This is a genomic window from Paraburkholderia sp. (assembly GCF_026225065.1).
Classification (GTDB): domain Bacteria; phylum Pseudomonadota; class Gammaproteobacteria; order Burkholderiales; family Burkholderiaceae; genus Paraburkholderia.
Genome location: NZ_JAMFSB010000025.1, coordinates 1 through 25204 on the forward strand (window position 1 = coordinate 1; position 25204 = coordinate 25204).

25 protein-coding genes and 1 pseudogene are annotated in these 25204 nt (G+C 62.0%); 10 read left to right on the forward strand and 16 right to left on the reverse strand.

Annotation, left to right across the window (positions count from 1 at the left end):
• From M0954_RS01655 to M0954_RS01675, 5 genes are all read right to left on the reverse strand, one after another.
• On the reverse strand, nt 1–283 hold a 283-nt coding region (locus tag M0954_RS01655), incomplete at its 3' end, for a Rid family hydrolase (protein WP_297351271.1).
• A gap of 31 nt (nt 284–314) precedes the next feature.
• A complete protein-coding gene (locus M0954_RS01660; RefSeq protein WP_122156444.1) occupies nt 315–1280 on the reverse strand; it encodes an agmatinase in 966 nt (321 codons plus the stop codon).
• A gap of 51 nt (nt 1281–1331) precedes the next feature.
• On the reverse strand, nt 1332–1994 hold the full coding sequence (locus M0954_RS01665; protein ID WP_122156443.1) for an amino acid ABC transporter permease: 663 nt from the start codon (nt 1992–1994) through the stop codon (nt 1332–1334).
• Nucleotides 1984–2667 carry an amino acid ABC transporter permease gene (locus M0954_RS01670; RefSeq protein WP_123386038.1) on the reverse strand — a complete coding sequence of 228 codons (684 nt, stop codon included), beginning with the start codon at nt 2665–2667 and terminating at the stop codon, nt 1984–1986. Before M0954_RS01670 ends, M0954_RS01665 begins: the two co-directional genes overlap by 11 nt.
• A gap of 13 nt (nt 2668–2680) precedes the next feature.
• A complete protein-coding gene (locus M0954_RS01675; protein WP_297351273.1) occupies nt 2681–3529 on the reverse strand; it encodes a transporter substrate-binding domain-containing protein in 849 nt (282 codons plus the stop codon).
• 125 nt (nt 3530–3654) lie between these two features.
• Between M0954_RS01675 and M0954_RS01680 the strand changes: the two genes are divergently transcribed.
• Together M0954_RS01680 and M0954_RS01685 are read left to right on the forward strand one after the other, a co-directional pair.
• Nucleotides 3655–4548, forward strand: a complete 894-nt coding sequence (locus M0954_RS01680; protein WP_297351275.1) for a LysR family transcriptional regulator — start codon at nt 3655–3657, stop codon at nt 4546–4548.
• A 224-nt stretch (nt 4549–4772) separates the two neighbouring features.
• Nucleotides 4773–6323, forward strand: a complete 1551-nt coding sequence (locus M0954_RS01685) for a methyl-accepting chemotaxis protein (RefSeq protein WP_297351276.1) — start codon at nt 4773–4775, stop codon at nt 6321–6323.
• A gap of 5 nt (nt 6324–6328) precedes the next feature.
• On the opposite strand, the gene hydA is transcribed toward M0954_RS01685, so the two are convergent.
• Genes hydA through M0954_RS01710 form a run of 5 tightly spaced genes read right to left on the reverse strand, consistent with a single transcriptional unit; the run spans nt 6329 to nt 11597 of the window.
• Nucleotides 6329–7756 carry a dihydropyrimidinase gene (hydA, locus tag M0954_RS01690; RefSeq protein WP_297351278.1) on the reverse strand — a complete coding sequence of 476 codons (1428 nt, stop codon included), beginning with the start codon at nt 7754–7756 and terminating at the stop codon, nt 6329–6331.
• Nucleotides 7753–8709: a dihydrodipicolinate synthase family protein gene (locus tag M0954_RS01695; protein ID WP_297351280.1), complete on the reverse strand. Its 957-nt coding sequence runs from the start codon at nt 8707–8709 to the stop codon at nt 7753–7755. The genes hydA and M0954_RS01695 overlap by 4 nt, the downstream gene beginning before the upstream one ends.
• A complete protein-coding gene (locus M0954_RS01700; RefSeq protein WP_297351282.1) occupies nt 8706–9878 on the reverse strand; it encodes an FAD-binding oxidoreductase in 1173 nt (390 codons plus the stop codon). The genes M0954_RS01695 and M0954_RS01700 overlap by 4 nt, the downstream gene beginning before the upstream one ends.
• Entirely contained in the window at nt 9875–11299 is a 1425-nt protein-coding gene (locus M0954_RS01705; RefSeq protein ID WP_297351284.1) for an FAD-dependent oxidoreductase, read from the reverse strand. The genes M0954_RS01700 and M0954_RS01705 overlap by 4 nt, the downstream gene beginning before the upstream one ends.
• Complete coding sequence (locus tag M0954_RS01710; protein WP_297351286.1) at nt 11292–11597, reverse strand: (2Fe-2S)-binding protein; 306 nt, start codon at nt 11595–11597, stop codon at nt 11292–11294. The genes M0954_RS01705 and M0954_RS01710 overlap by 8 nt, the downstream gene beginning before the upstream one ends.
• A 149-nt stretch (nt 11598–11746) precedes the next feature.
• Here M0954_RS01710 and M0954_RS01715 point away from each other — a divergent pair, with 149 nt between their 5' ends.
• The 4 genes from M0954_RS01715 to M0954_RS01730 all read left to right on the forward strand — a co-directional run bounded on the left by M0954_RS01715 (nt 11747) and on the right by M0954_RS01730 (nt 14735).
• Nucleotides 11747–12574 (forward strand): transporter substrate-binding domain-containing protein, encoded by an 828-nt coding sequence (locus M0954_RS01715; RefSeq protein ID WP_133894518.1) that lies wholly within the window; start codon nt 11747–11749, stop codon nt 12572–12574.
• A gap of 85 nt (nt 12575–12659) precedes the next feature.
• Nucleotides 12660–13328, forward strand: a complete 669-nt coding sequence (locus M0954_RS01720; RefSeq protein WP_122156432.1) for an amino acid ABC transporter permease — start codon at nt 12660–12662, stop codon at nt 13326–13328.
• Nucleotides 13328–14020, forward strand: a complete 693-nt coding sequence (locus M0954_RS01725; protein ID WP_297351288.1) for an amino acid ABC transporter permease — start codon at nt 13328–13330, stop codon at nt 14018–14020. The genes M0954_RS01720 and M0954_RS01725 overlap by 1 nt, the downstream gene beginning before the upstream one ends.
• Nucleotides 13998–14735: an amino acid ABC transporter ATP-binding protein gene (locus tag M0954_RS01730; RefSeq protein WP_122156431.1), complete on the forward strand. Its 738-nt coding sequence runs from the start codon at nt 13998–14000 to the stop codon at nt 14733–14735. The genes M0954_RS01725 and M0954_RS01730 overlap by 23 nt, the downstream gene beginning before the upstream one ends.
• An 81-nt stretch (nt 14736–14816) precedes the next feature.
• Here M0954_RS01730 and M0954_RS01735 read toward each other — a convergent pair whose 3' ends face one another.
• Nucleotides 14817–15473, reverse strand: coding sequence for a GntR family transcriptional regulator (locus M0954_RS01735; RefSeq protein ID WP_123386030.1), 657 nt, complete (start codon nt 15471–15473; stop codon nt 14817–14819).
• Between the two features lie 219 nt (nt 15474–15692).
• Here M0954_RS01735 and M0954_RS01740 point away from each other — a divergent pair, with 219 nt between their 5' ends.
• Genes M0954_RS01740 through M0954_RS01750 form a run of 3 tightly spaced genes read left to right on the forward strand, consistent with a single transcriptional unit; the run spans nt 15693 to nt 19668 of the window.
• A complete protein-coding gene (locus M0954_RS01740) occupies nt 15693–17009 on the forward strand; it encodes an MFS transporter (RefSeq protein WP_297351290.1) in 1317 nt (438 codons plus the stop codon).
• Between the two features lie 48 nt (nt 17010–17057).
• Nucleotides 17058–18182 (forward strand): peroxidase-related enzyme, encoded by a 1125-nt coding sequence (locus tag M0954_RS01745; RefSeq protein ID WP_297351292.1) that lies wholly within the window; start codon nt 17058–17060, stop codon nt 18180–18182.
• Nucleotides 18175–19668, forward strand: a complete 1494-nt coding sequence (locus M0954_RS01750) for an NAD(P)/FAD-dependent oxidoreductase (protein WP_122156427.1) — start codon at nt 18175–18177, stop codon at nt 19666–19668. Before M0954_RS01745 ends, M0954_RS01750 begins: the two co-directional genes overlap by 8 nt.
• Here the strand turns inward: M0954_RS01750 and M0954_RS01755 are convergent.
• The 5 genes from M0954_RS01755 to M0954_RS01775 form a co-directional block, all read right to left on the reverse strand.
• Complete coding sequence (locus tag M0954_RS01755; RefSeq protein ID WP_123386028.1) at nt 19665–20489, reverse strand: putative hydro-lyase; 825 nt, start codon at nt 20487–20489, stop codon at nt 19665–19667. The two genes, M0954_RS01750 and M0954_RS01755, sit on opposite strands and share 4 nt — an antisense overlap.
• Nucleotides 20490–20513: 24 nt before the next feature.
• Nucleotides 20514–21836: an MFS transporter gene (locus M0954_RS01760; RefSeq protein ID WP_297351294.1), complete on the reverse strand. Its 1323-nt coding sequence runs from the start codon at nt 21834–21836 to the stop codon at nt 20514–20516.
• A 27-nt stretch (nt 21837–21863) separates the two neighbouring features.
• Nucleotides 21864–22838: a biotin-dependent carboxyltransferase family protein gene (locus tag M0954_RS01765; protein ID WP_123386027.1), complete on the reverse strand. Its 975-nt coding sequence runs from the start codon at nt 22836–22838 to the stop codon at nt 21864–21866.
• On the reverse strand, nt 22835–23608 hold the full coding sequence (gene pxpB / locus M0954_RS01770; protein WP_297351296.1) for a 5-oxoprolinase subunit PxpB: 774 nt from the start codon (nt 23606–23608) through the stop codon (nt 22835–22837). The genes M0954_RS01765 and pxpB overlap by 4 nt, the downstream gene beginning before the upstream one ends.
• Nucleotides 23609–23687: 79 nt before the next feature.
• Entirely contained in the window at nt 23688–24122 is a 435-nt protein-coding gene (locus M0954_RS01775) for a VOC family protein (protein WP_122156424.1), read from the reverse strand.
• Between the two features lie 117 nt (nt 24123–24239).
• On the opposite strand from M0954_RS01775, the pseudogene M0954_RS01780 reads away from it, so the two are divergent.
• Nucleotides 24240–25115 (forward strand): annotated as a pseudogene (locus M0954_RS01780) (LysR family transcriptional regulator).
• Nucleotides 25116–25204: the final 89 nt, after the last annotated feature.

Genomic DNA, 25204 nt, shown 5'->3' on the forward strand with positions numbered 1-25204 from the left:
CCTCGCGATATCGCACGTCGGTGAGATAGATCGTCACCTTGCAGATGTCCGACAGCTTGCTGCCGGCTTCTTCGAGCAGCATCTGGACGTTAGCCATTGCCTGTTCGGCTTGCGCGGCGGCGTCGCCGATGCCGACCGATTCATGCGTGTCGAGATTCTGGCCGATCTGGCCACGCAGGAAAATCATATTGCCGGCGACGACAGCTTGTGCGAGGTCGTTGTCGAGCGATTGCTCCGGATAAGTGTCCCGGGTATTGAACGGGCGAATGCGGGTGTGTTCCATGATGCTGTCTGTCTCCAGTCGAGTGTCGCTATCAGCCGCGGCGGTCAAAGTAGCCTGCGCGGATCGCGCTGCCGATCAGGTTCAGGATCAGCCGGCCGGCCGTCACGCAGGAAATCTGGTTGACGTCCTTCTCCGGCTGGATTTCGACGATGTCCATGCCTACCACGCGGCCCTTGCGCACGAGGCCATGAATCAGCTTGCGCGCCTGCACGAAGGTCACGCCACCGGGTGCGGGACCGGCGACCGCCGGCATCACGGAAGGATCGAGGCCGTCCGCATCGATCGTCAGGTAGTAGTTGCCGCCATCGGGAATGCGCTCGAGCACGGCATCCATTCCGATATCGTGCAGCTCGTACGCGGTGATCAGTTCGGACCCGTACGCCTTCGCCGCGCGCAACTCTTCCGGACGCCCGCTACCCTGCGCACGCAAGCCGATCTGCACGATTTTCGCCACGTGGCTCATTTCCGAAGCGCGCCGGATGGGGCTCGACAGGCCTTCGCGCACGCCGTTGACCTCGTCGCGCCAGTCGAGGTGAGCATCGACGTGGACGAGCGTGATGGGTCCAAGTGAATCGAATGCGCGCAGCACCGGCGTCGTGATGCCGTGGTCGCCGCCCATCACAATGGGTAGCGCGCCCGCCGCGAGAATCTTGCGCACGGCCGCTTCGACGCGCTGATAGTGACTGCCGGGTGCGGCGAGATCGGCGATTACGTCGCCGCAATCGACGAAGCGGATATCGTCGCGTTCCTGGAGCAGCGGGCCGTCGATATCGAAGTCATAGTGGCCAGGCGAACGCACGACGCGATCGGTCGCCTGCCGGATCGCCGTGGGCGCGTTGGTCTGGTCGTTGGTGAAGTCGGCGGCAGAATATGCAGCGCCATAGGGCATGCCGAGTACGGCGATATCGGCTTCGAGATGGTCGAGGTCCAGCGCAAGGTCGGCGTAGAGCAGGGTTTTATGGCCGGTTCTCGGCGCCACGGTGAGCGGTTTTGTCATGATATGTATTCCTTATCAAACGAAATTATGAGGGGCTTAAACCGGTGCATCTCAGGCGCGCCGGTAACGGGTCGCGTAGCGCTCCGACCACTGCCCGGCGAGGTCCAGCAGCACGCTGCACACCCAGTAGATCAGCGCGGTGGTGCCGAGTACTTCGACGTAGGCGAAGGTATCGGCGGTCAGCAGGTTGCTCTGGTACGTGAGCTCGGCGAGGCTCATCACCGAGAAGATCGAGGAATCCTTGAACATCATGATGGTGAGGCTGGTCGTCGCCGGCGCGAGGTAGCCGAAGATCTGCGGCAGGACTACGTAGCGCTGAACGTGCCATTCCGACAAGCCGAGTGAACGGGCCGCCTGCAGCTGTCCGCGCGGAAGGCTGCCGAACGCGCCGCGCAGGATCTCGCAGAAATAGCCGCCGGTATAGAACGCTGTCGCCGCCACACCGATTCCAAACGCGGGCATCATGATGCCGAGTTTCGGCAGGCCGAAGAAACTGAGGTAGACAAGAATCAGAAACGGCACGTTGCGCACGATCTCGACATACCCAAGCGCTGCCGAACGCGCAAGACGCGCTGCCGATCCATACAGATACGCAGCCAGTGTTCCTATCGCGATGCCCAGCGGAATGCCGAGCACGCAAACCTGCGCCGTGACTTTCAGGCCCTTTAGCAAGGGGCCGATCGACTGTTCGACGATCGACAGGTCAATGGACATTGGGCAGCACCTTTGCCACACGGCGCTCGAGCTCGCGTGAGGCCGACGACGCCACGAACAGGATCGCAAAGTAGACGACTGCGGTCGCGGAAAAGACCTGCAGCGGCAAGTTCGTCTGCAGCGTTGCATCACGCGCCACGGTCGCGAGGTCATGGACCGCGATGATCGACATCAGTGACGATGCCTTCAGCAGCATGGTGAATTCGTTGGTGAGCGGCGGAATGGAGCGATAGAACAACTGAGGAAACACGATGTAGCGCCAGGCCTGCGTAGCGCGCATGCCGAGCGCACGGGCGGCGGGCAGCTGGCCGCCGCTCAGGGAATTGAACGCGCCGCGGAGGATTTCCGACACGTACGCGCCAGTATTCATGGCAAGCGCGAGAATGCCGGCTTCTAGCGGCGACAGCGGCAGATTCAGCACCGCAGGCAGAACGTAATACGCCACCAGCATCTGGATCAGCGCGGGTGTGCCGCGAATCACGCTGACATAGCCAACTACCAGCCACGCCAGCACGCGGCCGCCGAGCAGGCGCGCAACCAGCAGGATCGAGCCGAACACAATGCCGATTGCAAAGGCAACCGCACTCGCGGCGATCGTGATCAGCGCGCCACCCAGCACGTCGTGGAAGAACGGCCCAAGCGCGGCGATCTGTGCGCTGACAAAGGACAGCATCGAGCGTCCCGTGTCAGACCGCGCCTTCAGGCAGATAACCGCTGGTCGGCAGATTCATGGTGTAGCCGAACCATTTTTTCTGCAGGCCGGCGAGCTGGCCATTCTTCGTCAACTCGTCAAGCGACGTATTGATGAACGCGCGGATCTCCTTGTCGTCGGGATGGGCGACCCAGGCGAGCACTTTCGGATCGCCGATTTTGCCGATCACGCGATATTGCCCAGGTTCGCGCTTCATCAGCACCGCGACGATGTTCGACGGCATGATGCTCACGTCCACCGTCTTGTTGGATAGCGCGACCATGACGTCGGGATAGGCCTGAAACAGCTTGAGGTCTGAGTAGCCGGCACCCTTGGCTTTCAGTTGCGTATCGAAGGTTTGCGCAACGGGCTGCGACGACGATCCCATTTGCGTGCCCACGACGTGGCCTGCAACGTCGTCGGGCTTCGTCATGCCGGCGTCGCTGGCGCGCACGACCAGCACGGTATCGACAACGCCAACCGGCTCGGAGAACGCAAAGCGCTTCGCCCGCTCCGGGTTGATGCCGACGCTCGTCGCAACGAAATCGAACTTGTGTGCCATCAGGCCCGGCAGCAGGCCCTGAAACGGCAGGTTGACCTGGTTGAGCTGCACACCGAGCTTGCTGGCTATGTATTCGAGGATGTCGTGGCCGTAGCCCACCACCTGGCCGTTTTCGACGAATTCAAACGGCTCGTAAGCGGCTTCGGTGCCGACCGTCAGCTTGCCGCGCTTGCGGATGTCGGCTAACGATCCGCCTTCCGCGAACGCGAAGGAAGGCATCGCCAACGCAAGCGAAACACCGCTTGCCAGCGTGATGAATTTGCGTCGATTGAGCGTGGTCATGGATTTTCCGGCAAGGGGTTAAGCGATCGCTGAGTCGCCAATGTAGGCAGTCAAAATAGTTTTGAATAACTATTTTTGTGCTGATATGGTTCCGAAAACCAAGACCTTTCGATGACCCTGCCGCGATGAAAAAGATGCCTCTCGATGAGCGCGACCTACGTTCGCTACGGGTCTTTTGCGCGGCCGCGCAAGCCAGCGGTTTTGCTGCGGCGGAACGCACGTTGCTGATGTCGAAAGCGTCGATCAGCCGGCATATCAACGAGGTCGAAGCGCGCCTTGGACTGAAACTCTGTGAGCGAGGGCCGGGAGGCTTCCAGCTGACCGAAGGCGGGCAGGTGGCGCTGCGTGTCTCGCTACAGGCGCTCGAAGCACTCGAGCGCATCAAGCCAGAAGTCGATGCGGTGCGTGGTGTGCTGTCCGGGCCGTTGGTGCTCGGCATGTCCGAGCATCTGATGACGCACAAGGACTGTAAGGTCGCGGATGCGCTCGGCGAGTTGAACCGGATCGCGCCGCTCGTCACGCCGACGCTGAAGGTGATGACGTTCGGTGATCTTGGCACGGCACTCGCGGAGCGGCGCGTGCAGATTGCGATTCGCGGTGTTTACAAACGGGTGCGGGCCTTCCGTCACTATCCGTTGTTCACGGAGACGCATCGCGTCTACTACCGGCCGGCGGAGGGCGGGGCGAGCGGGGAGATCGACGCACACGGCGAAGTATGCGAGTGGCCGCTCGTGTATCGCCCTCATCCGTTCGTTGAAGACGCGCTCGCGACGCACGGCTTCCGGCAAGGTCCCGAAGCAAGCGGACTCGAAGCGGTCGCAACGTTGGTGGCGACTGGACGCTACGTCGGTCTTCTGCCCGAACACTATGCGGCGCAATTGTCGTCACGGTACGAGTTCGCGGTGCTGCCGCAATCGCCGTCCTACGACATACCGTTTTGCGCGATCGTCGAGGAATCGCGGCCCCTTACGCGCAGCGCAGAGGCATTCCTGCGACTGTTGCTTGAGGCGCACCGCTGACGATGCTGCGGCGGACGGGCATACCCTCTTTCTACGCTCACCGCACGCTCGTCCGATAAGAAGAATAGATGCTAGATGAGGGCACTTGCGATAACCACGCGACACCCGCTATGGCAGAATCGCCAGAAGAACGTACACGCCACGGCGACGTGCTCCAAGGCTGCATTCCCATGCATCTGGCCGGCGATCGAAGGCAAAGCCACAATGCGGTTTGGGGGAGATCCATGTCAGCCAGTCAACAGACGCCACGCGTTACCGCGGACCCGTCCCATTCATCATCCTCGCCGCTCTCACTCGGCTCGGCATTGCGCCGCTGGAGTCTGCGCGTGCAGTGGACGATTGTCGCGCTTAGCGCGATTGGCACGATCGCAGCGGCCCGCTGGTACGGCTACTATGGCGCCGCGTTCGGCCTTGTGCAGTTCCTGGTGATTTTCGGCTGGTTCGGGGTGGGACTATTCCGCGCAATCTCGACCTTGCGGGCCCAACTGGATGCACTGTGCGAAGGCGATCTGGTGCGGGACGTGTCTTTGCCTGGCCGCGACGAACTGGCGGCGCTCGGCGAACAGGTACGCCTGCTTGCTCACCAGTTCTCGCAGATCGTGGCTCGCATCCGCAGCGAAGCGGAACTGATCGCGATGGGCGGCGCCGAGGCGACCGAACATGCCACCTCGCTGTCGCAGCGCACCGAGTCGCAGGCTGCCAGCCTTCAGCAAACGCGGGCGTCGCTCGAAGCCCTGCTGGAAGCCGTGCGTTACAACACCAATCAGACGCAGCAAGCCGATGAGCGGTCCGCCCGTGCGCATGCCGATGCGGTCGCGGGACAGGAGGCGGTGCGCGCTTCGGTCGCAAGCATCGAACGCATCGAGCAACGTTCGCACGAAATGGGGGAGATGCTCAGCGTAATCGACGGCATCGCTTTCCAGACCAATATCCTCGCGCTTAACGCCGCCGTGGAAGCGGCCCGGGCTGGCGATTCCGGCCGCGGTTTCGCCGTGGTCGCGGCAGAAGTGCGGGCCTTGGCGCAGCGTAGCGCGCAGGCCGCTGCGGAAGTCAAAAAACTGATCCAGCATTCTCGCGACGAGGTGACGGACGGCGTGCAAGCCATCGAAGGTAGCCGCAATCTGCTGACGCGTGCAGTCGACGCGGTCAGCCAGGTGGCCGCCTTGCTGCGCGATGTCGCACGTTCGAGCAGCGAGCAGACTATCGGCTTGCAGGAGATCGCCCAGGCGGTCGAGGTGCTGGATGACATCACCCAGCGCAATGGCCAGATGGTCGGTGGGGCGGTGGAAACGGCAAGTCAGTTGCAGGCCCGCGCCGACCGGCTCAGCGACGGCGTCAAATATATCCGGTTGCGCCAGGGCTGCGCCGACGAGGCACGGGCCATGGCGCAGCGTGCGGCGCAACTGGTGGACAGCGAGGGGCCCGAAGTTGCCGTGCGCCGTTTTCACGACCGACAGGGCGGCTTTCACGACCGCGACCTCTATATCGTGGTGGCGGACCGCGACGACTATTTCCGTGCCTTCGGCTCCGACCCGAGCAAGGCCGGCAAGCTGCGCAAGGATGCGCTGCCCGGCGATGACCAGAGCGCGATCCGCGAGGCCAGTTGGCGCGCGGTCGAGCAAGGTGGTGGGTGGATTGAATTCAACGGGCGTCACCCGGTGACGAAGCAGCCGGTGGAGAAGATCGGTTACATTGCGCCCGCGCTCGGCGGCCGCTGGGCGGTGCAGTGCAGCGTCAACCGCGGCGACGGGTTGAAGCCTTCAACGAAGGCTTGACGCTGCTACCAATGCGCGCCCAATTCGCCGCGCGGCACAAATTGCCCGTGTCCTGTTCGGCCCACCCACTTGCCGTCGTCGATCAGCAATTCGCCGCGCAGCAATACCTTCTTCACGCGACCCGTCACAGAGTGGCCTTCGAATAGCGTGAAATCGCAATCGCTATGCTGCGTATGCGCGCTGATCGTGTGTACTTCACCTGGATCGAACAGCACGATATCGGCATCGCTGCCGATCGCCAGCGTGCCTTTCTTCGGGAACAGCCCAAACAGTTTCGCAGGGGCGGTCGACGTCAACTCGACAAAACGGTTCAACGAAATTCGACCCGTGCGCACACCCCCGTCGTAAACAACAGTCATGCGAGTTTCCACACCTGGCACGCCGTTCGGAATCTTCGAAAAATCGTTTTGCCCGAGCGGCTTCTGGTTCACGTTGCCGCGATGGCCTTCTTTCATGCAGTAGGGGCAATGATCGGTCGAAATGAGTTGCAGGTCGTCGGTTTTCAGCGCCGTCCATAAGGCGTTCTGCGCATCTTTCGAACGCAGCGGCGGACTCATCACGTACCGCGCGGTGTCGAAGCTTTCGTCGGCGTAAGCGGATTCATCGAAGAACAGGTAGTGCGGGCAGGTTTCCGCAAACACGGGAATGCCGAGGTCGCGCGCTTCGATCACATGTTTCAGCGCTTCCTTGGCGGAGAGATGCACAAAGTACACCGGGGCTTCGGCGAGTTCGGCAAGTTTGATGCCGCGATGTGTCGCCTCGCCTTCCATGATGGCCGGACGCGTAAGCGCGTGATAGCGCGGCGACGTATGACCCTGGGCGATGGCTTCGCGAATCAGCAGGTCGATCACAGTGCCGTTTTCGGCGTGCAACGCAATCATGCCGCCATGTTGACCCACCATCCGCATGGCCTGAAAAATCGCCGCATCGTCCGACATCACCGTGCCGGGGTACGCCATGAACATCTTGAAGCTCGACACCCCCTCGTGGCGGATCGCGTATTGCATGTCGCCGAGGACCTTGTCGTCAACCTGCGTGACGATCACATGAAAGGCATAGTCGATGCTGGCAACCGACGCCGCTTTCGATTGCGCGCGTGCAATTGCATCAAGCGGACTGGTGCCGGCGTTTTGCAGCGCAAAGTCGATGATCGTGGTGGTGCCGCCGAACGCGGCCGAGCGGGTGCCGGAGGCGAAGTTGTCGCAGGTGACCGAGGGCCCGAAGGTATTCTCCATGTGCGTGTGGGCGTCCACGCCGCCCGGGAACACCAGCAGGCCGCTCGCGTCGATCACCTGGGTGTCGGGTCCGGCTTCGAGCTGCTCTCCGATACAGACGATCCGTCCGCCTTCGATCACGATATCGGCAACATAGTCGTCGACGGCTGTAATCAGGCGTCCTCCACGTATCAGCGTGCGTGTCGGGTCATGGGTCATGAATTGCTCCGTTCATGGTCAGTGGCAAGGGCAAAGGAGAGGGCGTCCTCGAGACGGCCGATTTCCGCGGTGGACAAGCGTGGGATGGGCGGACGCATCGACGGATGCGGGAATTTTCCGAGCAGGTGCAAACAGGCTTTCAGACGCGCATTCGCATGCGAGCCGGGCGCGGTGCCGTAAATGATCTTTGCCAGCGGATACACGCGCGCATGGAGTTGCTGAGCCTCGCTGAGGTTGCCGCTCAGAACCGCGCGATACAGCGCGACGATCAGCTCCGGCACGACCGCTGCGAGACTGACGAGGCTGCCTTCCGTGCCGATTGCAAAGCATGGGAACAGGTGCTCGTCGCCCGACGCCATGACAGCGATATGCGGCGCCACCGATTTCAAATGCCTGCGATTGGTCTCATACGCGGCGGTTTCCCAGCTTCCTTCCTTGATGGCTACCACCTCGGGCAAGCCGGCCAGTGCGGTCAGCATCTCGGGGGTGTAGGCCATCCCACCCGTGTTGACACCAGCCTGATAGAGCATCATCGGCAGGCTCGCGTTGGCGTTGGCGAGCCGGTGATGCGTGACGACGGTTTCCAGATCGGTGGACAGCGCCCATGAATACGGCGGAAACAGCAGTAACGCATCGGCGCCCGCACGCTGGGCGTCGTCGGTATGCGCCTGCGCCTTGTAGCTATCTTCCGAGTTGACGCCCGCGACGATGATCGAGCGATCATCGCATACGCTATGCGCTATCTCCACCACGCGCCGCTTTTCGTCGCGTGACAGGGCGAAGTTCTCGCCCGCGTGACCGTTGATCAGGAGTCCGACTATCCCATCTATCGCCGTCACCTCCTCGAGATGGGACGCCAGCGCAGCCTCGTCGACGTGGCGGCCGTGCGCATCGAGCGGACACAGTGTGGCGGCGTAGATGCCGTTGAAGGGGGCGTCGTGCGAGGGAATCATTGGGTCTGTTCTCGTTGAGGGAGTTCGGGCGCGACGGCGATGAGCCGGGCGGGATCGAACAGCGGCAACTCGGGCGTCGCGCCGAGCATCGTTTGGGCGAGCAGCTTGCCCATGTAAGGACCGCTCGTATAACCGGAATGCACGCAGCCGATGACCCATGCATCGGGGAGTCCAGGCAGCGCGCCGATCATCGGCATGGCGTCGGCCGTTTCGGCCTCGAGCCCTAGCCATATGCGCGCGACGCGCGCTTTCGCCAGCGCGGGGATCACGTGCTGCGCGAGCCGCAGGTTGCCGGTGAGGTTTTGCGGAATCGTTTCGACGGGGCCGCGCGCGCGATCGCCGACACCTTGCCAGCCCCCGCCGATTAGCACGGTGCCGTTGGCAAACTGCTTCATCGACAGCAACCCGTTGGCAATGCTTAACACCGTGCGCATGACGGGCGGCATCCGTTCGGTGACGATCAACTGGTTCACCAGCGTCTTCACGGGAATCCGGATATCGAGCATCGCGAGCAACGGTTCGAGCCAGACGCCGCCCGCCATGACGAGGCGCGTGGCGTCGATGCGAAGCGAGGCACCCTGGCTTTCCGGGCCATGCACGCAGTAGTGTCCGTTTGTGTGATCAATGCGCGTGGCGGGGGATTGCTCGAAAATCTGTACGCCGGCTGCACGAAGCGCCGCGTGAAAGCCACGACCGGTGAGATACGCACTGGCAAAACCGTCTGTCTGGCAGAACGCGGCTTCGAGTATCGCGGGGTTGAGGCCGGGTTCGACCGCTAGCGCCGCGTCGCGCTCGAGCAGGTCAATCTGCGCGCCATATTCGCGCCGAGCGGCGGCGCGAGCGCGCAGCAGGTCACGCTCGGTTTCGGTGAACGCGAGCGAAAGTCCCGGCGCAGCGGTCGCAAGGACGCTTGAGCCAAGCCATTGTTCGGACTCCATCCACATTTGCCACGCACGTATTGCGTACGGAACCAGTGCGGCACGCGTCATATGAAGTGTGAGCGTGCCCGCGTTTACGCCCGAGGCGGCACGGCACAGCGAATCACGCTCGATCAGCGCGACTCGCATGCCGCCGCGTGCGAGGAACAGCGCGGTGGTGCAACCCATCACGCCGCCGCCCACTACGGCGACGTCGAATGGTCCGTGTACGGTTTGACCCGGCGTGCTCATAGTGGAGCCGCCTTCGGAATCGGGATTTCGTCATACGTGAAGTCGCCGGTCAACGCTTCCACTGTCACCGGCCGCAACGGCGTGCGGGCGGAGAAGCAGCCGACGGTCTCGCGCGATGCAGCGCCCATACGCCGCATCAGCAGCTCACCGGTAATGTCGCCGCACGTGCGGCCCTGGCATGGGCCCATTCCACAGCGCGTCCATGCCTTGAGCTGGTTGATGTCGTGAGCGCCGGCGTCGCATGCAGCGTCGATTTCTGCACGTGTCACGTCTTCGCAACGGCACACAATCGTCGCAGGCGTAATGTTTTCGACGTGCCCCGGGCGCAGCGCCATCAGACCAGACATCGCATGGCCGAAGCGCGTGGCGTGCCGATGTGCGCTGCGCGCAGGCCCGATGCTGCGCGTCAGGCGCATCGGATTGGTTGCGCCGAGATCGAGCGCGCATGCGAGTCCGGCCAACGCGCCGTGTGTGGCGGCCGCCGCCGCACCTGCGATGCCGGCGCCGTCTCCGGCGACATAAAGCAACGGGCGTGAGGTACGTCCGTCCTGATCGGCGATGGCGATCCATCCTCCCGCCGCGCGCGAGTAGCGATGCCTCGCGCGCAACAGACGGGTGATCTCGGTGGCCGGCGTGAGGCCGTGACCGACGGCGATGCAATCGGCGAGCACGGTCGTTCGCTGTCCGCTGAGCGGACGTCCAGCCGCGTCGCATGGGGCGAGCGTGGCGCGCAAGCGGTCGTCGGCTGACTCGACACGGATGATCGTATGACGTGCATATCGCGGCGTCCGGGCGTGGCTAATGGTGCGCCACCAGTTGAAGCCTTGCCGCAGCAGATCGGGGCGCGCCAGCATCGCGGGCAGCGTGCGCGCCCAGTCTGCGGTGCTGGCCAGATCCACAATCGCCTCGACCTTGCCGCCGCCTTCGATGGTCTTCGCCGCCACGGCCGCGAGCAGCGGCCCACATCCGGCGACAAGCGTCGAGCGACCAGGCAGTACTCCTTGCGATTTCAGCAGAATAGTCGCAGCAGCCAGGCCGATCACACCCGGTGTGGTCCATCCTTCGAACGGCACGACCCGTTCAGTCGTCCCCGAAGCCACGATCAGCGCGCGCGCCGTGCAATGCACTGGGCCGTTCGGACCGGTGGCGTCGACACGGTAGTCGCCGGTCACCGCCCAAACAGGATGGGCAAAGAAAGTGGTCACGGTGCTGGCGGCCAACTCGCGCCGCAGCACGTCGCCTGCCTGCTGATCGGCGCTGCTGGCGGCGCGAGTGCCCCCTATGGGGGCGCGGTACACCTGTCCGCCCGCGCTGGGGTTTTCGTCGAACAGCGCGACGTTCAGCCCAGCCGACGCCGCGGCCAGCGCCGCATGCGCACCCGCCGGTCCGCCTCCGAGCACCACCACGTCGAATTCACCCATCGGCGCCGGTCTCCGGGACGGTTTCGATATGCAGGCCGTTGGTAACAGGCGTTTGGCAAGCGAGCGTGCGGCGGCCCTCGACTATCACCAGACACTCTTGGCACGACCCCATCAGACAGAACATGCCACGTGCCTCATGCAACCGCGGGCTTGCGCGCAGAGCCTTCACGCCAGAAGCGAACAGGGCGGCCGCGACGCTTTCACCAGCACGCGCCGTGAAGCGTTGCCCGTCGAGAAACAGCTCGACGGTTGCGGCACGGTTCGAGTCGTGAATACGCATGGCATCCGCTGCAGACATCAGTACCAACCTCGCTTGACAAGTAATTTAGGCGATGCTTTGATACTAACGTATACGATACGTATACGCAAAGTCGCCAAAAACAAGTGGCGCTGCGAACGCCTCGACCGAGCATTTCCACACCATTACGCCCCTCACGGAGTTACAGCATGAAACCCTCGATCATCCTGAGCCGCATGCTCGCCGCCGGTCTCGCGGCTTGCGCGCTGCTTGGCTCACTCGATGCAAGCGCGCGCACGCTGGACGAAATCCTTGCCTCGAAGACGATTGTGTTCGGTATCAACCCGAACCTGCCGCCGCTTGGCGTCTATGATGCCAAGAACAATATCGACGGTTTCGATGTGAGCATTGCGAAGAAGATTGCGGATTCGCTGGGCGTCAAACTGGAAATCGTGCCGGTTGGCTCGGCTGACCGCGTGCCGTTTCTGATGTCCGACAAGATCGACGCGGTGATGGGCGGCATGACGCGCAACGCCGACCGCCTGAAAGTGATCGACTTCACTGATCCGGTCAATACCGAAGTGCTCGGCGTGCTGACCACGCAGGACAAGCCCTACAAGGACTGGACGCAACTGAACGATCCGTCGGTGAGGCTCGTGCAGGTGCGCGGCACGACACCGGTCAAGCTGATTCAGGACAAGCTGCCGAAGGCGCAACTGCTGTTGCTGGATAACTATCCCGACGCGGTGCGTTCGATTGCGCAAGGTCGCTCCGACGCGCTGATCGACGTGCTCGATTTCATGCTGAGCTTCACGAAAAGCTATCCGACGAAATGGCGCGTCGTCGATGCACCGATTGAAGTGGACTACGACTGTATCGGCATCAAGAAGGGCAATACCGCGCTGACCGAGCGTCTGAACAAGGAAATCGGCAGCCTGCAGAAGAGCGGCTTTGTGGCGGATAGCTGGAAGAAGTGGTTCGGCAGCGCGATGCTTTACGATCCGACTGCCGCGCCGCCTGCGGTTGCCGCGCAATAACCTTTGCTTCGCGTCACTGGCAGCGCGCGTTGCGGCTTTAAGCCCACGCGCGCTGTGTAACTTCGTTGCAAGGAGTGCTGATTAGATGACCCTTCAGTTCGGGCCCATCCTCGAGCAGTGGCCCTATCTGCTCGGTGGCGCGTGGCTCAGTCTTCAGATCGCGGTGCTCGCGTTCGCTTTAGGCATGCTGATCGGACTCGTCTGCGCGTCGGTCCTACGATACGGGCCAGCTATTTTGCGCCGCGTTGTCACTGCGTACGTGAGCTTCGCGACCAATACGCCGCAGCTCGTGCAGATTTTCTTTCTGTTTTTTGCGCTGCCCGACATCGGCATCACGCTATCGCCATACACCGCAGTTCTGATCGGCGCTACGTTTAATGCGGGCGCTTACCTGTGCGAGATCCAGCGCGCGGGTTTCGCATCGGTGCGGTGGACGGAGATCGAGGCGGCGGAGGTGCTGGGCTTTTCGACGCCGCAGATTGTGCGGTATGTGATTTTTCCACACGTAGTGAAAGTGATGTTTGCACCTCTGTCGAACCAGTTCATTGTGATGACGCTCGGTACCTCGATGGCGTCGATTTTCGGCGTCGAGGAACTGACGGGCCGCACCTATAACATCAGCTCGCAGACCTACCTGTCGGTCGAGGCGTTTAGCGTAGCAGCCGTCATGTATATCGCGATCACGCTGCTGGCCACTTTCGCGCTCGCGATGTTCGGCCGCCACGTGTGCCGCGCGAAGATCAAGGTGTTTTGATGGCCGGCTCTTCGATGATGACGCAACTCGCCGGCCTGTTCTCGTACTACAACTTGTTGTTGCTGCTCGAAGGGCTGGTCGCGACCTTCGTATTGTCCGTAATCGGTTGTCTGGCTGGATTCGTTGCGGGTTTTGCAGTGGCGATCGTGCGTGTGACGCGCTCGCGCGCGATGGCGCCGGTGCGCGCGCTGATGTTCGCATACTGCCTGCTGTTGCGGCGCGTGCCGTTTCTCGTCACGTTGATGCTGGTGTTTTTCGCAAGCCAGGCGCTCAACGCGAACCTGTCGACTTTCACGGTCGCGCTGATCAGCGTCTGCCTGATCGCCGCGGCGTACCTCGGCGAGATCGTGCGCAGCGGCCTGGAGTCGGTTCACGTCAATCAGTGGGAGGCCGCCAGCACTTTCAACTTCAGTTATCTGCAAACGCTGCGCTACGTGATCGTGCCGCAGGCGTGGCGCGTGATCTTGCCGCCCACCTTCGGCTTCTTCGTCATGTTCATCAAGGACACGGCGCTCGCCTCGCAGATCGGCGTGATGGAACTCACATCGGCGGGAAAGGTGCTCAGCAACAAGGGCTTTTCCGCCACGCTCGTCTACGGGACGGTTCTGGCGCTGTACTTCCTGATGTCGTACCCCTTGTCGCGCTTAGGTAAGCGCCTGGAGAAGAATCTTGCCTCAACTCGAAATCGTTGACCTGAAAGCCTCCTACGGTCCGCACACGGTACTGGAGCGTATCAACCTGTCCGTCGAGAAGGGCGAGATTGTCAGCCTGATCGGACCGTCGGGGTCGGGCAAGAGCACGTTGCTGCGTGTCCTGATGGGGCTGCTGCAGCCCGAGCATGGCAGTGTGCGTCTGAACGGCAGTGAAGTGAATTATGCCGACAGGATGGCCGTTCGCGCGTTGCGTCTGGACATCGCGATTGTGTTCCAGCAGTACAACCTGTTCCAGAACATGACCGTGATCGATAACGTGATGATTACGCCGACCAGGATCAAACGCTGGCCGCGCGCCGAAGTCGAGCAGAATGCGATCAATCTGCTGACGCGTGTGGGCCTGGCGCACCGCTTGCATGCCTACCCGGACGAATTGTCGGGCGGCCAGCAGCAGCGAGTGGCGATTGCGCGTGCGCTTGCGTTGAAGCCCAAGGTGCTGTTACTCGATGAGGTAACCGCTGCGCTCGATCCTGAGCTCGTCAATGAAGTGCTCGACACGATCCGCGAACTCGCCTCGGACGGCATCACGATGTTTATCGTGTCGCATGAAATGAGTTTCGTGCGGGAGGTGTCGTCGAAGGTTGTGTTTATGGCCGGGGGGCACGTGATTGAGACCGGCACGCCCCAGCAGCTATTCGATGCGCCGCGGGAAACGCGTACGCAGGAATTCGTCGGAAAGATTCTGCGGCACTGAGGGCGCATTGAAGAAGCACTGGAGAAGCACCGGAACGGCACGTAATCCCTCGTATGAAGCATCCCGCGGTTGCCTCGCACCTCAGCTATACGTGCCCTCGGCGAGCCGGTCGAGCACGAAACGGCGCAGGTTCTGCAGATGCGTGCGCACGGCGGTACGCGCTGCTTCCGCGTCGTCCGCCAGATACGCCTCGAGAATTGCCAGATGTTCGGCGCGATCTTCCTCGATACGGTTGAAGGGCGTGACCAGTTCGAACAGGCGGCTGTTCGTGCGCACCAGATCGATCATGTGGGCGAGCACATCGTTGCCGCTCGCACGTGCCATCATCGTATGCACCTGATCGTCGAGCTGCCAGTGGGCCTGTTCCTGCTGGCCGCTGCTGAGCGACTTGATCTTCTTCACCAACTGATGCACGAGCTTCTTGTCGATCTTGCCGATTGCTAGCCCGATAGCCTCCGCTTCGAGCAGTTCGCGCACTTTCATGGCCTGAAAGTATTCCTGTGCGCTGACAAAGCGCACCGAGTAGGAGCGCGCGCCGGCGCGGGCCAGCAGGCCTTCGCCTTCGAGGCGCAGCAGCGCTTCGCGCATCGGTGTGCGGGAGATATTGAGTTCCTCGGCAAGCCGACCTTCGACGACCGGACCACCGCTGCGCAACGCCTTGTCGAGGATCATGCGACGCAGCGTCTGATAGGCCAGTTCGCCGAGCTTCTCGGGACTGGAGGTGGAGTTAGTGTTCACGCGCTCTCACTGAAGTTATATGTTAAGTATACGAAGTGTATGCGGATATACGCAAGTCTACCCGCCGGGCGAGATGCATGGAGTTTTTCTGTCCGTTCAATTTTTTCTTCCCCCTTCCTGTCGATAGACTTTCGCTAAAAGGCCTCGTTTCAAGGCAAAATAGTCAACGGAGCGGGCACGCTAGCGCCTTCTACGCAAATCACAGCAAGGAACGAACCGATGGAATCGCGATCGACCAGTAGACGTGGTGTCGTCGCTGCAGTGTTGGGCAACGCGATGGAGTGGTACGACTTCACCGTGTTCGCGGTGATGACGCCGGTGATCAGCAAGCTGTTTTTCCCGGTCAATTCGGCCATACCGGGAAGTGAACTCAATGCCATCCTGCTTACGACGGCACTGTTCGGTGCGGGCTTTTTCATGCGACCAGTCGGCGGCATTGTGCTGGGGCTCTACGGCGACCGCCGGGGTCGCAAGGCGGCGATGACGCTCGGCATGTTTATCATGGCCGTCTCCGTCCTGATGATTACCTTCGCGCCCACATACGCAAGCGCGGGTGTCGCCGCACCGCTAATCGTGCTGATTGCGCGTCTGTTGCAGGGATTTTCGGTCGGTGGTGAATTCGGCACCTCGACCGCGTTCCTGATTGAACTGGCGCCGCCTGGCCGGACCGGCTTTTTCGGCTCGTGGCAGATCACCGGGCAATTGATGGCACAGGTTCTGGGTGCCGCGCTCGGCATGCTGATCACGCAGGTATTTACTCCGGAACAACAGGCGGCCGGCGCCTGGCGCATTCCCTTCGCGGTCGGTCTCGTGATCGTGCCGATTGCCCTCTATATGCGCCGCAGTGTGATGGAGTCGAGCGTTTTCACCCAGGTACTCAGCCGCGCGAAGACGCGCTCGACCACCATGGGAGCCGGTCTGAAACAGCACGGCGCGAGATACCTGATCGGCATGGGCATGGTGGTCGCCAGCGCGGTATCGTTTTATGTCACGTTCGGCTATACCGTGACCTACGCGAAGCAGGTGCTGCACTTGCCGCTTGCACAAAGTTTCATGGTGCAGATGATCGCAGCAATCGTCATGCTGATCGTGGTGCCCATCGCAGGCGCAGCGTCTGACCGCTTCGACAGGAAACGGCTGCTGCTGGCGTCGCTGGGGGCCTATCTCGTGACCTTGTATCCGCTGTACGCGTGGGTGACGGCGGCTCCCTCAATCGAGCGGCTGCTGCTGACTCAGGTGATCGCGGGTGTGTTTAGTGCCACCTTCCTCGGCGTCTATTGCACGACGCTTGCAGAACTGTATCCGGTACGCACGAGAGCCACGTCTCTCGCGATCGTCAACAACGTGGCAGTGCTGATTTTCGGCGGCTTTGCGCAGTTTTTCGTGACCGGATTGATCAAGCTGACGGGCTCGCCGTTGGCGCCGGTGTTCTACGTGATGATTGGACTGACGCTCGGGCTTGTATCGGTCATCTTTATGAAGCGTCCTTCACCGGGTGAGTCTGCGACGGCCCAACTTGGGACGCTTGAGTTGTGATGGCCCGTGTAAGAGTCAGATCAGAAGCAAGGTTAAAAGGAGTTTAGTGTGAGTCACAACCATCCAGAAGGCGATGTCGTCGATCAGATCGCTGATCCGGCGAATCCTCAGATCGCGCGGGACATCCGGCAACATCGGCCGAAGATCGTCGCCTTTATCCAGGCCACGTTTGATGCCTTGTTTGTCGACGAACCTGGCAACTTCGGTTTGCGTCTACGCTTCTCATGTGCCGCCAAGGTCGCAGCGCTGACCGAGGAGGCGGGACTGGCGCATTTTTACCTTGACGCTCTGGAGAGCATCGGCCCGCTGAAAAAGGATGCCAAAGCGCAAGCGGTGGAAAATGCGGCGTTTGAACACACCATGCGCGTGACGACTGCACCGGCATCCTGTGATCAAGCCGCGCTGGATGCCCTGCACGCGGTGGGTATGACGGAGTACGAAATCGTCACGCTTTCGCAACTGATCGGCTATGTGTCGTTTCAGGCACGCCTGATTCTCACGGTGCGTGCGCTTGCCGGCGTCGAACGTGCCGCGGCGACCACGAAGAGCAACCCTGCGAATTTCGCTCGTCATAGCGGTTTTACCGCCGAGCCGATCGAATGGGTGTCGTGGCTCATGCCGGTGGATCTCGCCACGGCTACGCGCGATCAGCTTGCGGTGCTAGACGAAAGCGGCCCGACGGCCCGGACTTCACCTTATTACCTGACGCTCGTTCACAATCCGGCAGTACTGCGGCAACGTAGCGGCACCTATAACGCCATTATGTACGCGCCAGGCGGCCTGTCGCGCGCCGACCGGGAATTGGGGGCGCTGGTTGTGTCCACGTTAAACGGCTGCCCGTATTGCGCATCCGTGCATGCACAAAGACTGAATCAGCTGACCAAGGAGTCTGACCTCGTCACACGCGTATTTGCCGATCCTCTCAACGGCGGCGCAAACGAGCGGGAGCGAGAACTGTTGCGCTACGCAAGGCGGCTGACGCTCGAGTCCGGCGGGTTCGATGTGGACGATGTGACGCGGCTTCGCTCGCTAGGCATGAGCAATGGCGAGATACTCGACTACTCGCACGCCGTGGCTATTTTTGCGTGGGCGAACCGTCTGATGCAAACGCTTGGCGCGCCCATTCTTCCCGACCAGCGGGATGGCGGCGAGGCGGGAGCCGGTCATGCGTGAATCCGTTTCGACCCGCCTTGCCTCGCTCGATGATCTGGAGGCGCGGCTCGCGCAAGATCTGCAGTGGCTGTGCCTGCCGCCTGCAGGCTGGTCGCCGCGCAGGACGATCGACGGGGGTGCCGTGACCGATGTCCTGATCGTAGGCGGCGGCATGTGTGGCCTTGCCGCGGCGGGCGCGCTGAAGCTGCTCGGCGTCGACAACATGCGCATTGTCGACAAGGCGCCGTTGGGCACGGAAGGACCGTGGATCACTTTTGCGCGCATGGAAACTCTGCGTTCGCCTAAAGATCTGACTGGCCCGTGTCTCGGCTTGCCGTCGCTGACGTTTCGGGCGTGGTACGAGGCGCAGTTCGGCACAGATGCATGGCAAGCGCTCGACAAGATTCCGCGCGTGCAATGGATGGATTACCTGGTCTGGTACAGACGCGTGCTGGGCCTCGAAATCGAAAGCAAGACGACGGTGCTCGCAATTCGGCCTGCAACGCCCGCGGACAGCGTACTCGAAGTGATATTAGCGACACCCGCCGGCGAAGAACGCGTGTTGGCGCGCCATGTCGTGCTTGCCACCGGTCGCGATGGCGGCGGGCAGCCGCAGGTGCCGGCGATGGCGAAAAAATTGAACAGGCAGCGTTGGGCACACTCCGCCGACGAAATCGACTTCGCCGCGTTGCGTGACAAACGCGTGGCCGTGGTAGGCGCGGGCGCTTCCGCAATGGACAACGCAGCGACCGCGTTGGAGGCAGGTGCCGCGCGGCTCGACATGTTTATCCGGCGTAAAGACCTGCCGCGGATCAACAAGCTGACCGGTGTCTCCAGTCCGGGTCTCGCGCACGGCTTCGCGCTGCTACCCGACGCCTGGAAATGGCGCTTCAATAGCTATGCGATGGCGACCCAGACCCCACCTCCGCGCAGCAGCACGCTGCGGGTCTCGCGCTACGAGCAGGCGTATTTTCATCTAGGCAGCCCGGTTGAAGACGTGATCGAGGAGGGCAACGAGTTGGTGGTCCAGACACCGCACGGCCGCTATGCGCTCGACTTCATCATCTTCGCCACGGGTTTCACAACGGACCTGCTGGTTCGCCCGGAACTTGCGCCGGTTGCCGACAACATCCGGCTCTGGAAAGATGCGTTCGACGCGTCGCAGGAAGGACCGAACCGTGAACTGGCCAATTCGCCTTACCTCGGTTCTGCGTTCGAGTGTCAGGAAAAGGTCGAGGGAAGTTGTCCAGCGGTTGGACGCATTCACCTGTTCAACTACTCTGCGGTCGCGAGTCAGGGCAAGTTGTCGGGCGATATTCCGGCGGTGAGCATCGGAGCAGAGCGGCTCGCACAAGGCATCGTCGCGCGCATGTTCTGTGACGACTGCGACGAGCATTACGCTGCGTTGCAGGCTTATGCGAAGCCAGAGCTGTTTGGCGACGAATGGACCGACGCGGACGAAGAGCAACGTTCGCTAGATGTCACGCCTCAAGCAAAGGCTTCCTAAAGAAGAACGAGGTCTTCCACACGCACATCGCAGACCAGCATGTAGCCCGGTGCGTGCGTAATGCAAATCGGGGGCCGCGCCTCGATGGTCGCGGCCTGCGGCGTCACGCCACAGCCCCAGAACACGGGCTGCTCACCCTCGAGGATCTCGGTGGGTTCGCCCTCGTCCGGAACGGTTACGTCCCGGATTCCTATCGCCGCGGGGTCGCCCATGTGGACGGGTACACCATGTGCGCCGGGCAGCCTGGCGCATACCTCATGAGCAATCGCTGCGTCCTGCGGCGTGTACGGCCGCATCGACACGATCATCGGGCCGCGAAACCGTCCAACAGGTTTTGTCTGGATCGACGTGCGATACATAGGGACGACCTTGCCCTCGTCGACATGGCGTACGCGCAAACCGGCCACTTCCAGTGCATGCTCGAATGACAGCGAGCAGCCAAGCACAAAGCCGACGAAATCGTCCTGCCAGAGGGCAGAGATGTCATCGAGCTCTTCTGCGAGCACGCCATCGCGCCACACCCGGTAGCGCGGCAGGTCGGTGCGCAGGTCGACGTTATCGCCCAGCATGGGGACGAGGCTCGTGCCGGCCTGGGTCATGCCGATCAGCGGGCAGGGCGTGGGATTGGCCCGGCAGTAGCCCACGAAGTCCTCCGCCCACGACTGAGGCAAGATGACCAGATTGCCTTGCGCGTAGCCCGGCGCCATGCCGCTCGTGTTGCCATTGAAACCCGCACGGATTCCTGCGCGTGCGCCTTGCGGAGTCAGCGCCCATGCGAGCGGCGGCGAGCTTTCAGGCGGATTGTGCTTGAGATGATCCATGAACTCACTCTCGATCCGATTGCACTACTGCAATGATTCCGCTGCAGTTTCGCGAGTCTTGGTGAGCGTCAAAAGTCCGATCGATGCAGCCGCGACCAGCAGGAACGCCGGGCTCAGCAGGTTGCCGGTTGAGCCGATCAGCGCGGTGGCGATGTAGGGCGTCACGCCGCCGCCGAGCATCGCGCCGAAGTTAAAGCTGAACGCGGTGCCGGTGTAACGGACGCGGGTCGGAAACTGCTCCGCGTAGGTCGGGTACCCGACCGATTGCACGATCGGCATCGGCAGCGCCACGATAAACATCGCGAGGAACGCGAGGCCGATGTTCTGGTGGTTCATCAGCATCATCATCGGAAAGACCAGCACGATATACGCTGCAAAGCCGATCGCCAGCACCTTGCGGCGACCGATGCGGTCGGACAGTCCACCCCACACGGGCATCATCACGGCCATCGAGAGGCTGACCGCGGACATGAGCCAATACACGCTGGTCTTGTCGTACTTGAGATACGTGATCATGTAGATATTCATGAACACAAAGCCCACCCAGTACCCGGCATTCTGTCCAAACGAGATCAGAAAGACCTTGAGCAACGCCGCGCGGTGGTGCGTGAAGACTTCTTTAAGCGGGGCTTTGACCGGCTTGCTCTGTTCGATGGTTTTCCTGAACACGGCCGATTCCTCGATGCGTTTGCGCACGTAAGCCGAAACCAGCACGAGCGGGAGCGCCATCAGAAACGGAATGCGCCAGCCCCAGTCGTGCAACTGCGCGCTGCTCAGGAAACCGCTCGTCAAGCCGCATACGGCTGCGGCGAGCGCGCCGCCGATCGCTACACCCACCGGCGTCGCCGCGCCATAGAAGCCGCGCCGGCCGCGCGGCGCGCATTCCGCCACGTAGGCTGCGGCGCCGGTCACTTCAGCCCCGGCGAAAAAGCCCTGCGCCAGACGGACCATCAGGAGTGCGACGGGAGCAAGTCCCCCCACAAGGGATGCAGTGGGCAGCACACCCACCGCTCCGGTGGCGACACCCATACCGATCACCGTCACGATCAGGACGCTACGGCGTCCTACCTTGTCGCCAAGGCGCCCCAGTACGATACCGCCGACCGGGCGCATCAGAAAGGCCGTACCGAAGATCGCCAGCACCGAGAGCAGGGCGGCCGTGGCGTTGCCCGCGGGAAAGAACAGCGGGCCGATGATGGATGCCATGTATCCATAAACGCCGAACTCGTAATACTCGATCGCCGTTCCGGCGGCAGCGGCAAGTGCGGCCTTGCGAGCGGCACTCCTCGTCGCCGATGCGGAAAGCGTCGCGTCCGTTTCGAAGTGTGCAGTTGAGGCGTTCGGCATGGTCATCGGTTCCAGTGTGGGGGGTAGTCAGCTTGACGCCACGCAAAGTTGCTCCAGCGCCGCGAAGCTTCTTTGCTGGGACAACATGAGTCGCTGGGCGGTACCCAGATCGACGAGCGTGAGGCGGATGGTCTCGCCGGGCATCTTTTGTGCGAGACGCGGCAGATCGACTGCACAAACATGGCCGATCTTCGGATAGCCGCCGGTGGTCTGGCGGTCCGCCATCAGAATGATTGGCTGGCCGTCGGAGGGAACCTGAATCGAACCGAAATCGACCGCTTCCGATATCACTTCGCGCGGCGCCGTCAACTCGAGTTTCTCGCCTTCGAGGCGATAGCCCATCCGGTCCGACTGCGGCGAGATCCGATACGGTTGCGCCTCGAGCGCCTGTTGCGCGCGTGACGAAAAGTAGGACCACTCACGACCGCGGACCACCCTTATAGGCGCATCCTGCGGCAACGCAACCTGATCGTCGAATGCCTGGCTCAGGCTTCGTGCCGCTTGCGACAGCTTCGCCAGCTTGCTGGACGGCGTCAACGGACTCAGAGGAAGCACATCCCCCTTTTTCAATGGACGTCCTGCATGGCCGCCATACGCGCCGCGCGTGTAGGTGCTGGCGCTGCCCATCACCGGTTCGAAGCTGAACCCACCGCGCACCGCAAGGTAGGCACGGGTGCCAAAGCTGCGCTTGCCGAACGAAAGGTCGCTTCCCCTGGAAACGGCAACCATGTGATCGATGGGAAGAGGCTCGCCATTCAATAGAGCACCGAGGTCGGCGCCACTTATGGCGATCACCGCCTCTTCGTGAAACCGGAGCGTCGGACCCATCAACGTAATCTCGAGCGTCGCGTTAGACGGCAGATTGCCGACCAGCGCATTGGCGAGCCGATGCGCGCGTTCGTCCATCACTCCGTTGACGGGGATGCCGAGATGCCGATAAGCCGGACGACCGAGATCCTGAAAGGTGCTCAGCGCACCGGGCTTGATGACTTCGAGGCTCATCGTGCCGCTCCGGTATTTTGACGGATGGTTTCGAACTGCTCAGGTGTGATCGGTACAAAGCGAACCTGGTCACCCGCGTTGACGAGGCAAGGTGCCTCTCGCACCGGGTCGAACAGCGCAAGCGGTGTCCGTCCGATCAGATTCCAGCCGCCGGGCAGCGTCAGCGGGTAGATAACGGATTGCCGGTTGGCGAGACCGATCGAACCAGGGGCGACGGCGGTGCGGGGTGTCGCGCGCCGCGCCGGACTCAGTCTGGCGTCGAGCATGCCAAGGTAGGGATGCCCCGGTGCGAAGCCGAGCATCATCACATCTACGAGCGCTCCGCTGTGAAGCTCGATGACCTTGTGCTCGGAGAGGCCACACGCGTGAGCCACTTCGCCGAGATCCGGCCCATGTTCGCCGCCGTAGCAAACAGGGATCTCGACTACGCGTGGTGCTGTGTCTTGTGTGGCGCCGACTGTTTTCAACAAACCGGTCAGCACTTCGACAAGGGCGTCATAGGGCGCCTGGCTGGTGTTGTCCAGCCGTACCAAATGCGGCGCGTAGTGAATGCCGACGGTCGTCATGGCCGGGACGATACCGGTCACGTACGACAGATTTTCCGCCGCAATGCGTGCGGCGAAATCGCGCGCCCGTCGGTTCGCTGCGACGCGGTCCCCGGCATGCAGTTCGATGATCAGCAGACGCTCGCCCGAAGCATGGAGCGTCCATGCGGCCGCATCGGACGCGATGCTTTCTGCTTCGCCATTGACGGGTATCGCGGCGATCACGTTAGCACTCCTTTATTCGTCTGCGGTGCAGCAGACGGTCTCAAGCCTGTAAGGGGGAGAACGGCTGCTGTTTGTTCGCTTACTTGGCGAACAACGATTCGATGTTTGCGAACGCCTTCAGTTCGAGCGCGTTGCCCGACGGATCGAGGAAGAACATCGTGGCCTGCTCGCCCACTTCGCCCTTGAAACGGATGTACGGTTCGATGATGAATTGCGTGCCGGCGTCCGTGAGCTTTTTCGCTGCCGCGTGCCATTGGTCCATGGGCAGCACAACGCCGAAATGGCGGACCGGGACCGCGTGGTCGTCCACGGCGCTCGTCTGGCGATGGCCGACTTCGTCTGGCGCGAGATGGGCCACGATCTGATGGCCGTAGAAGTTGAAATCCACCCAGTCTTCCGAGCTGCGGCCCTCGGGGCAACCCAGGAGGTCGCCATAGAACTCGCGTGCAGCGGCGATGCTGTGAACCGGGAAGGCGAGGTGAAACGGGGGCACGGCTGTCGTGGTGTCGCTCATGTTGGGATCCTCAGATAGTTCAATGTGGTGCCACATAAAGCAGTCTAGAGATGACAGAAATAGTGGAATAGCGATATATTTTTGTCCTCAGCAACAATAAAATCGATCAATCCCATCATGATGCGAGAGCTCAAAACCTTCTTGGCTGTCGTGCGTTACGGCACTTTCGCGAGCGCCGGCTCGCATATCGGGCTGACGCAATCGGCGGTGAGCGCGTAGATCCAGCGTCTGGAGGAGGATCTGGGCTATCCGTTGTTCGAGCGGACCGGCCGCTCGGCGACGCTCAATGCGGCCGGCAAACATACGGTTGAGGTGGCCGAAGAGCTGCTCTCGGTGTATGCGCGGTTGGCCGACCGCGGCGGTGTGGCGGAGCAGTCGGGCTTGCTGCGCGTGGGGGCGATTGCGTCGGCGCAAGGTTCGTTTCTGGTCAGCGCCATTCAACGCTTTCGGAAGGATTCGCCGGGTTGGCGCATTCGTGTCATTCCGGGCGTGTCGCTGAACCTGCTGGCTCAGGTGGATTCGGGGGAGGTGGATGTGGCGGTGATCATCAAACCGCCGTTCGCGCTGCCGGCGGAATTGAAGTGGCGCACGCTGACTCTGGAACCGTTCGCCTTGCTCGTGCCGCGTGAACTGGTCGGTCAGCCATGGCGCTCGTTGCTCAAATCCGAACCCTTCATTCGCTACGATCGCAATTCGTTCGGCGGCCGCCAGGTGGACCGCTTTCTACGAAGAATTCGTGTGACGGTGCATGACGTCGTTGAGCTCGACGAATTGCAAGGCATAGTCGGGTTAGTGGCGCAGGGCGTTGGTGTCGCGATTGTGCCGCAGGCGGCCGGGCTGTACATGCCGGACACGGTGGCCGCATTGCCGCTTGGCGATGACGACGTGTTTTCTCGCGAGATCGGGCTGGTCGAGCGTAGCGGCCGCCATGAGCAGGCCGCGGCGGCAGAGTTTGCCGAGTGCCTGTGCGAGGTGACGAGTGGCCGGCGCTAGATGGCGAGGTTCACTTAGGCGTGAGTGTGAGGGGATGAAGCGGGCGTCGTCATCGGCCATACTATCGAAGTGATATTGCCGGAGTTCAC

What these genes read in the sequence shown, in the direction of transcription:
- M0954_RS01660 (WP_122156444.1), bottom strand. Translation starts at nt 1,280, where the DNA reads ATGACAAAACCGCTCACCGTGGCGCCGAGAACCGGCCATAAAACCCTG.
- M0954_RS01665 (WP_122156443.1), bottom strand. Translation starts at nt 1,994, where the DNA reads ATGTCCATTGACCTGTCGATCGTCGAACAGTCGATCGGCCCCTTGCTA.
- M0954_RS01670 (WP_123386038.1), bottom strand. Translation starts at nt 2,667, where the DNA reads ATGCTGTCCTTTGTCAGCGCACAGATCGCCGCGCTTGGGCCGTTCTTC.
- M0954_RS01675 (WP_297351273.1), bottom strand. Translation starts at nt 3,529, where the DNA reads ATGACCACGCTCAATCGACGCAAATTCATCACGCTGGCAAGCGGTGTT.
- M0954_RS01680 (WP_297351275.1), top strand. Translation starts at nt 3,655, where the DNA reads ATGAAAAAGATGCCTCTCGATGAGCGCGACCTACGTTCGCTACGGGTC.
- M0954_RS01685 (WP_297351276.1), top strand. Translation starts at nt 4,773, where the DNA reads ATGTCAGCCAGTCAACAGACGCCACGCGTTACCGCGGACCCGTCCCAT.
- hydA (WP_297351278.1), bottom strand. Translation starts at nt 7,756, where the DNA reads ATGACCCATGACCCGACACGCACGCTGATACGTGGAGGACGCCTGATT.
- M0954_RS01695 (WP_297351280.1), bottom strand. Translation starts at nt 8,709, where the DNA reads ATGATTCCCTCGCACGACGCCCCCTTCAACGGCATCTACGCCGCCACA.
- M0954_RS01700 (WP_297351282.1), bottom strand. Translation starts at nt 9,878, where the DNA reads ATGAGCACGCCGGGTCAAACCGTACACGGACCATTCGACGTCGCCGTA.
- M0954_RS01705 (WP_297351284.1), bottom strand. Translation starts at nt 11,299, where the DNA reads ATGGGTGAATTCGACGTGGTGGTGCTCGGAGGCGGACCGGCGGGTGCG.
- M0954_RS01710 (WP_297351286.1), bottom strand. Translation starts at nt 11,597, where the DNA reads ATGTCTGCAGCGGATGCCATGCGTATTCACGACTCGAACCGTGCCGCA.
- M0954_RS01715 (WP_133894518.1), top strand. Translation starts at nt 11,747, where the DNA reads ATGAAACCCTCGATCATCCTGAGCCGCATGCTCGCCGCCGGTCTCGCG.
- M0954_RS01720 (WP_122156432.1), top strand. Translation starts at nt 12,660, where the DNA reads ATGACCCTTCAGTTCGGGCCCATCCTCGAGCAGTGGCCCTATCTGCTC.
- M0954_RS01725 (WP_297351288.1), top strand. Translation starts at nt 13,328, where the DNA reads ATGGCCGGCTCTTCGATGATGACGCAACTCGCCGGCCTGTTCTCGTAC.
- M0954_RS01740 (WP_297351290.1), top strand. Translation starts at nt 15,693, where the DNA reads ATGGAATCGCGATCGACCAGTAGACGTGGTGTCGTCGCTGCAGTGTTG.
- M0954_RS01750 (WP_122156427.1), top strand. Translation starts at nt 18,175, where the DNA reads ATGCGTGAATCCGTTTCGACCCGCCTTGCCTCGCTCGATGATCTGGAG.
- M0954_RS01755 (WP_123386028.1), bottom strand. Translation starts at nt 20,489, where the DNA reads ATGGATCATCTCAAGCACAATCCGCCTGAAAGCTCGCCGCCGCTCGCA.
- M0954_RS01760 (WP_297351294.1), bottom strand. Translation starts at nt 21,836, where the DNA reads ATGCCGAACGCCTCAACTGCACACTTCGAAACGGACGCGACGCTTTCC.
- M0954_RS01765 (WP_123386027.1), bottom strand. Translation starts at nt 22,838, where the DNA reads ATGAGCCTCGAAGTCATCAAGCCCGGTGCGCTGAGCACCTTTCAGGAT.
- M0954_RS01775 (WP_122156424.1), bottom strand. Translation starts at nt 24,122, where the DNA reads ATGAGCGACACCACGACAGCCGTGCCCCCGTTTCACCTCGCCTTCCCG.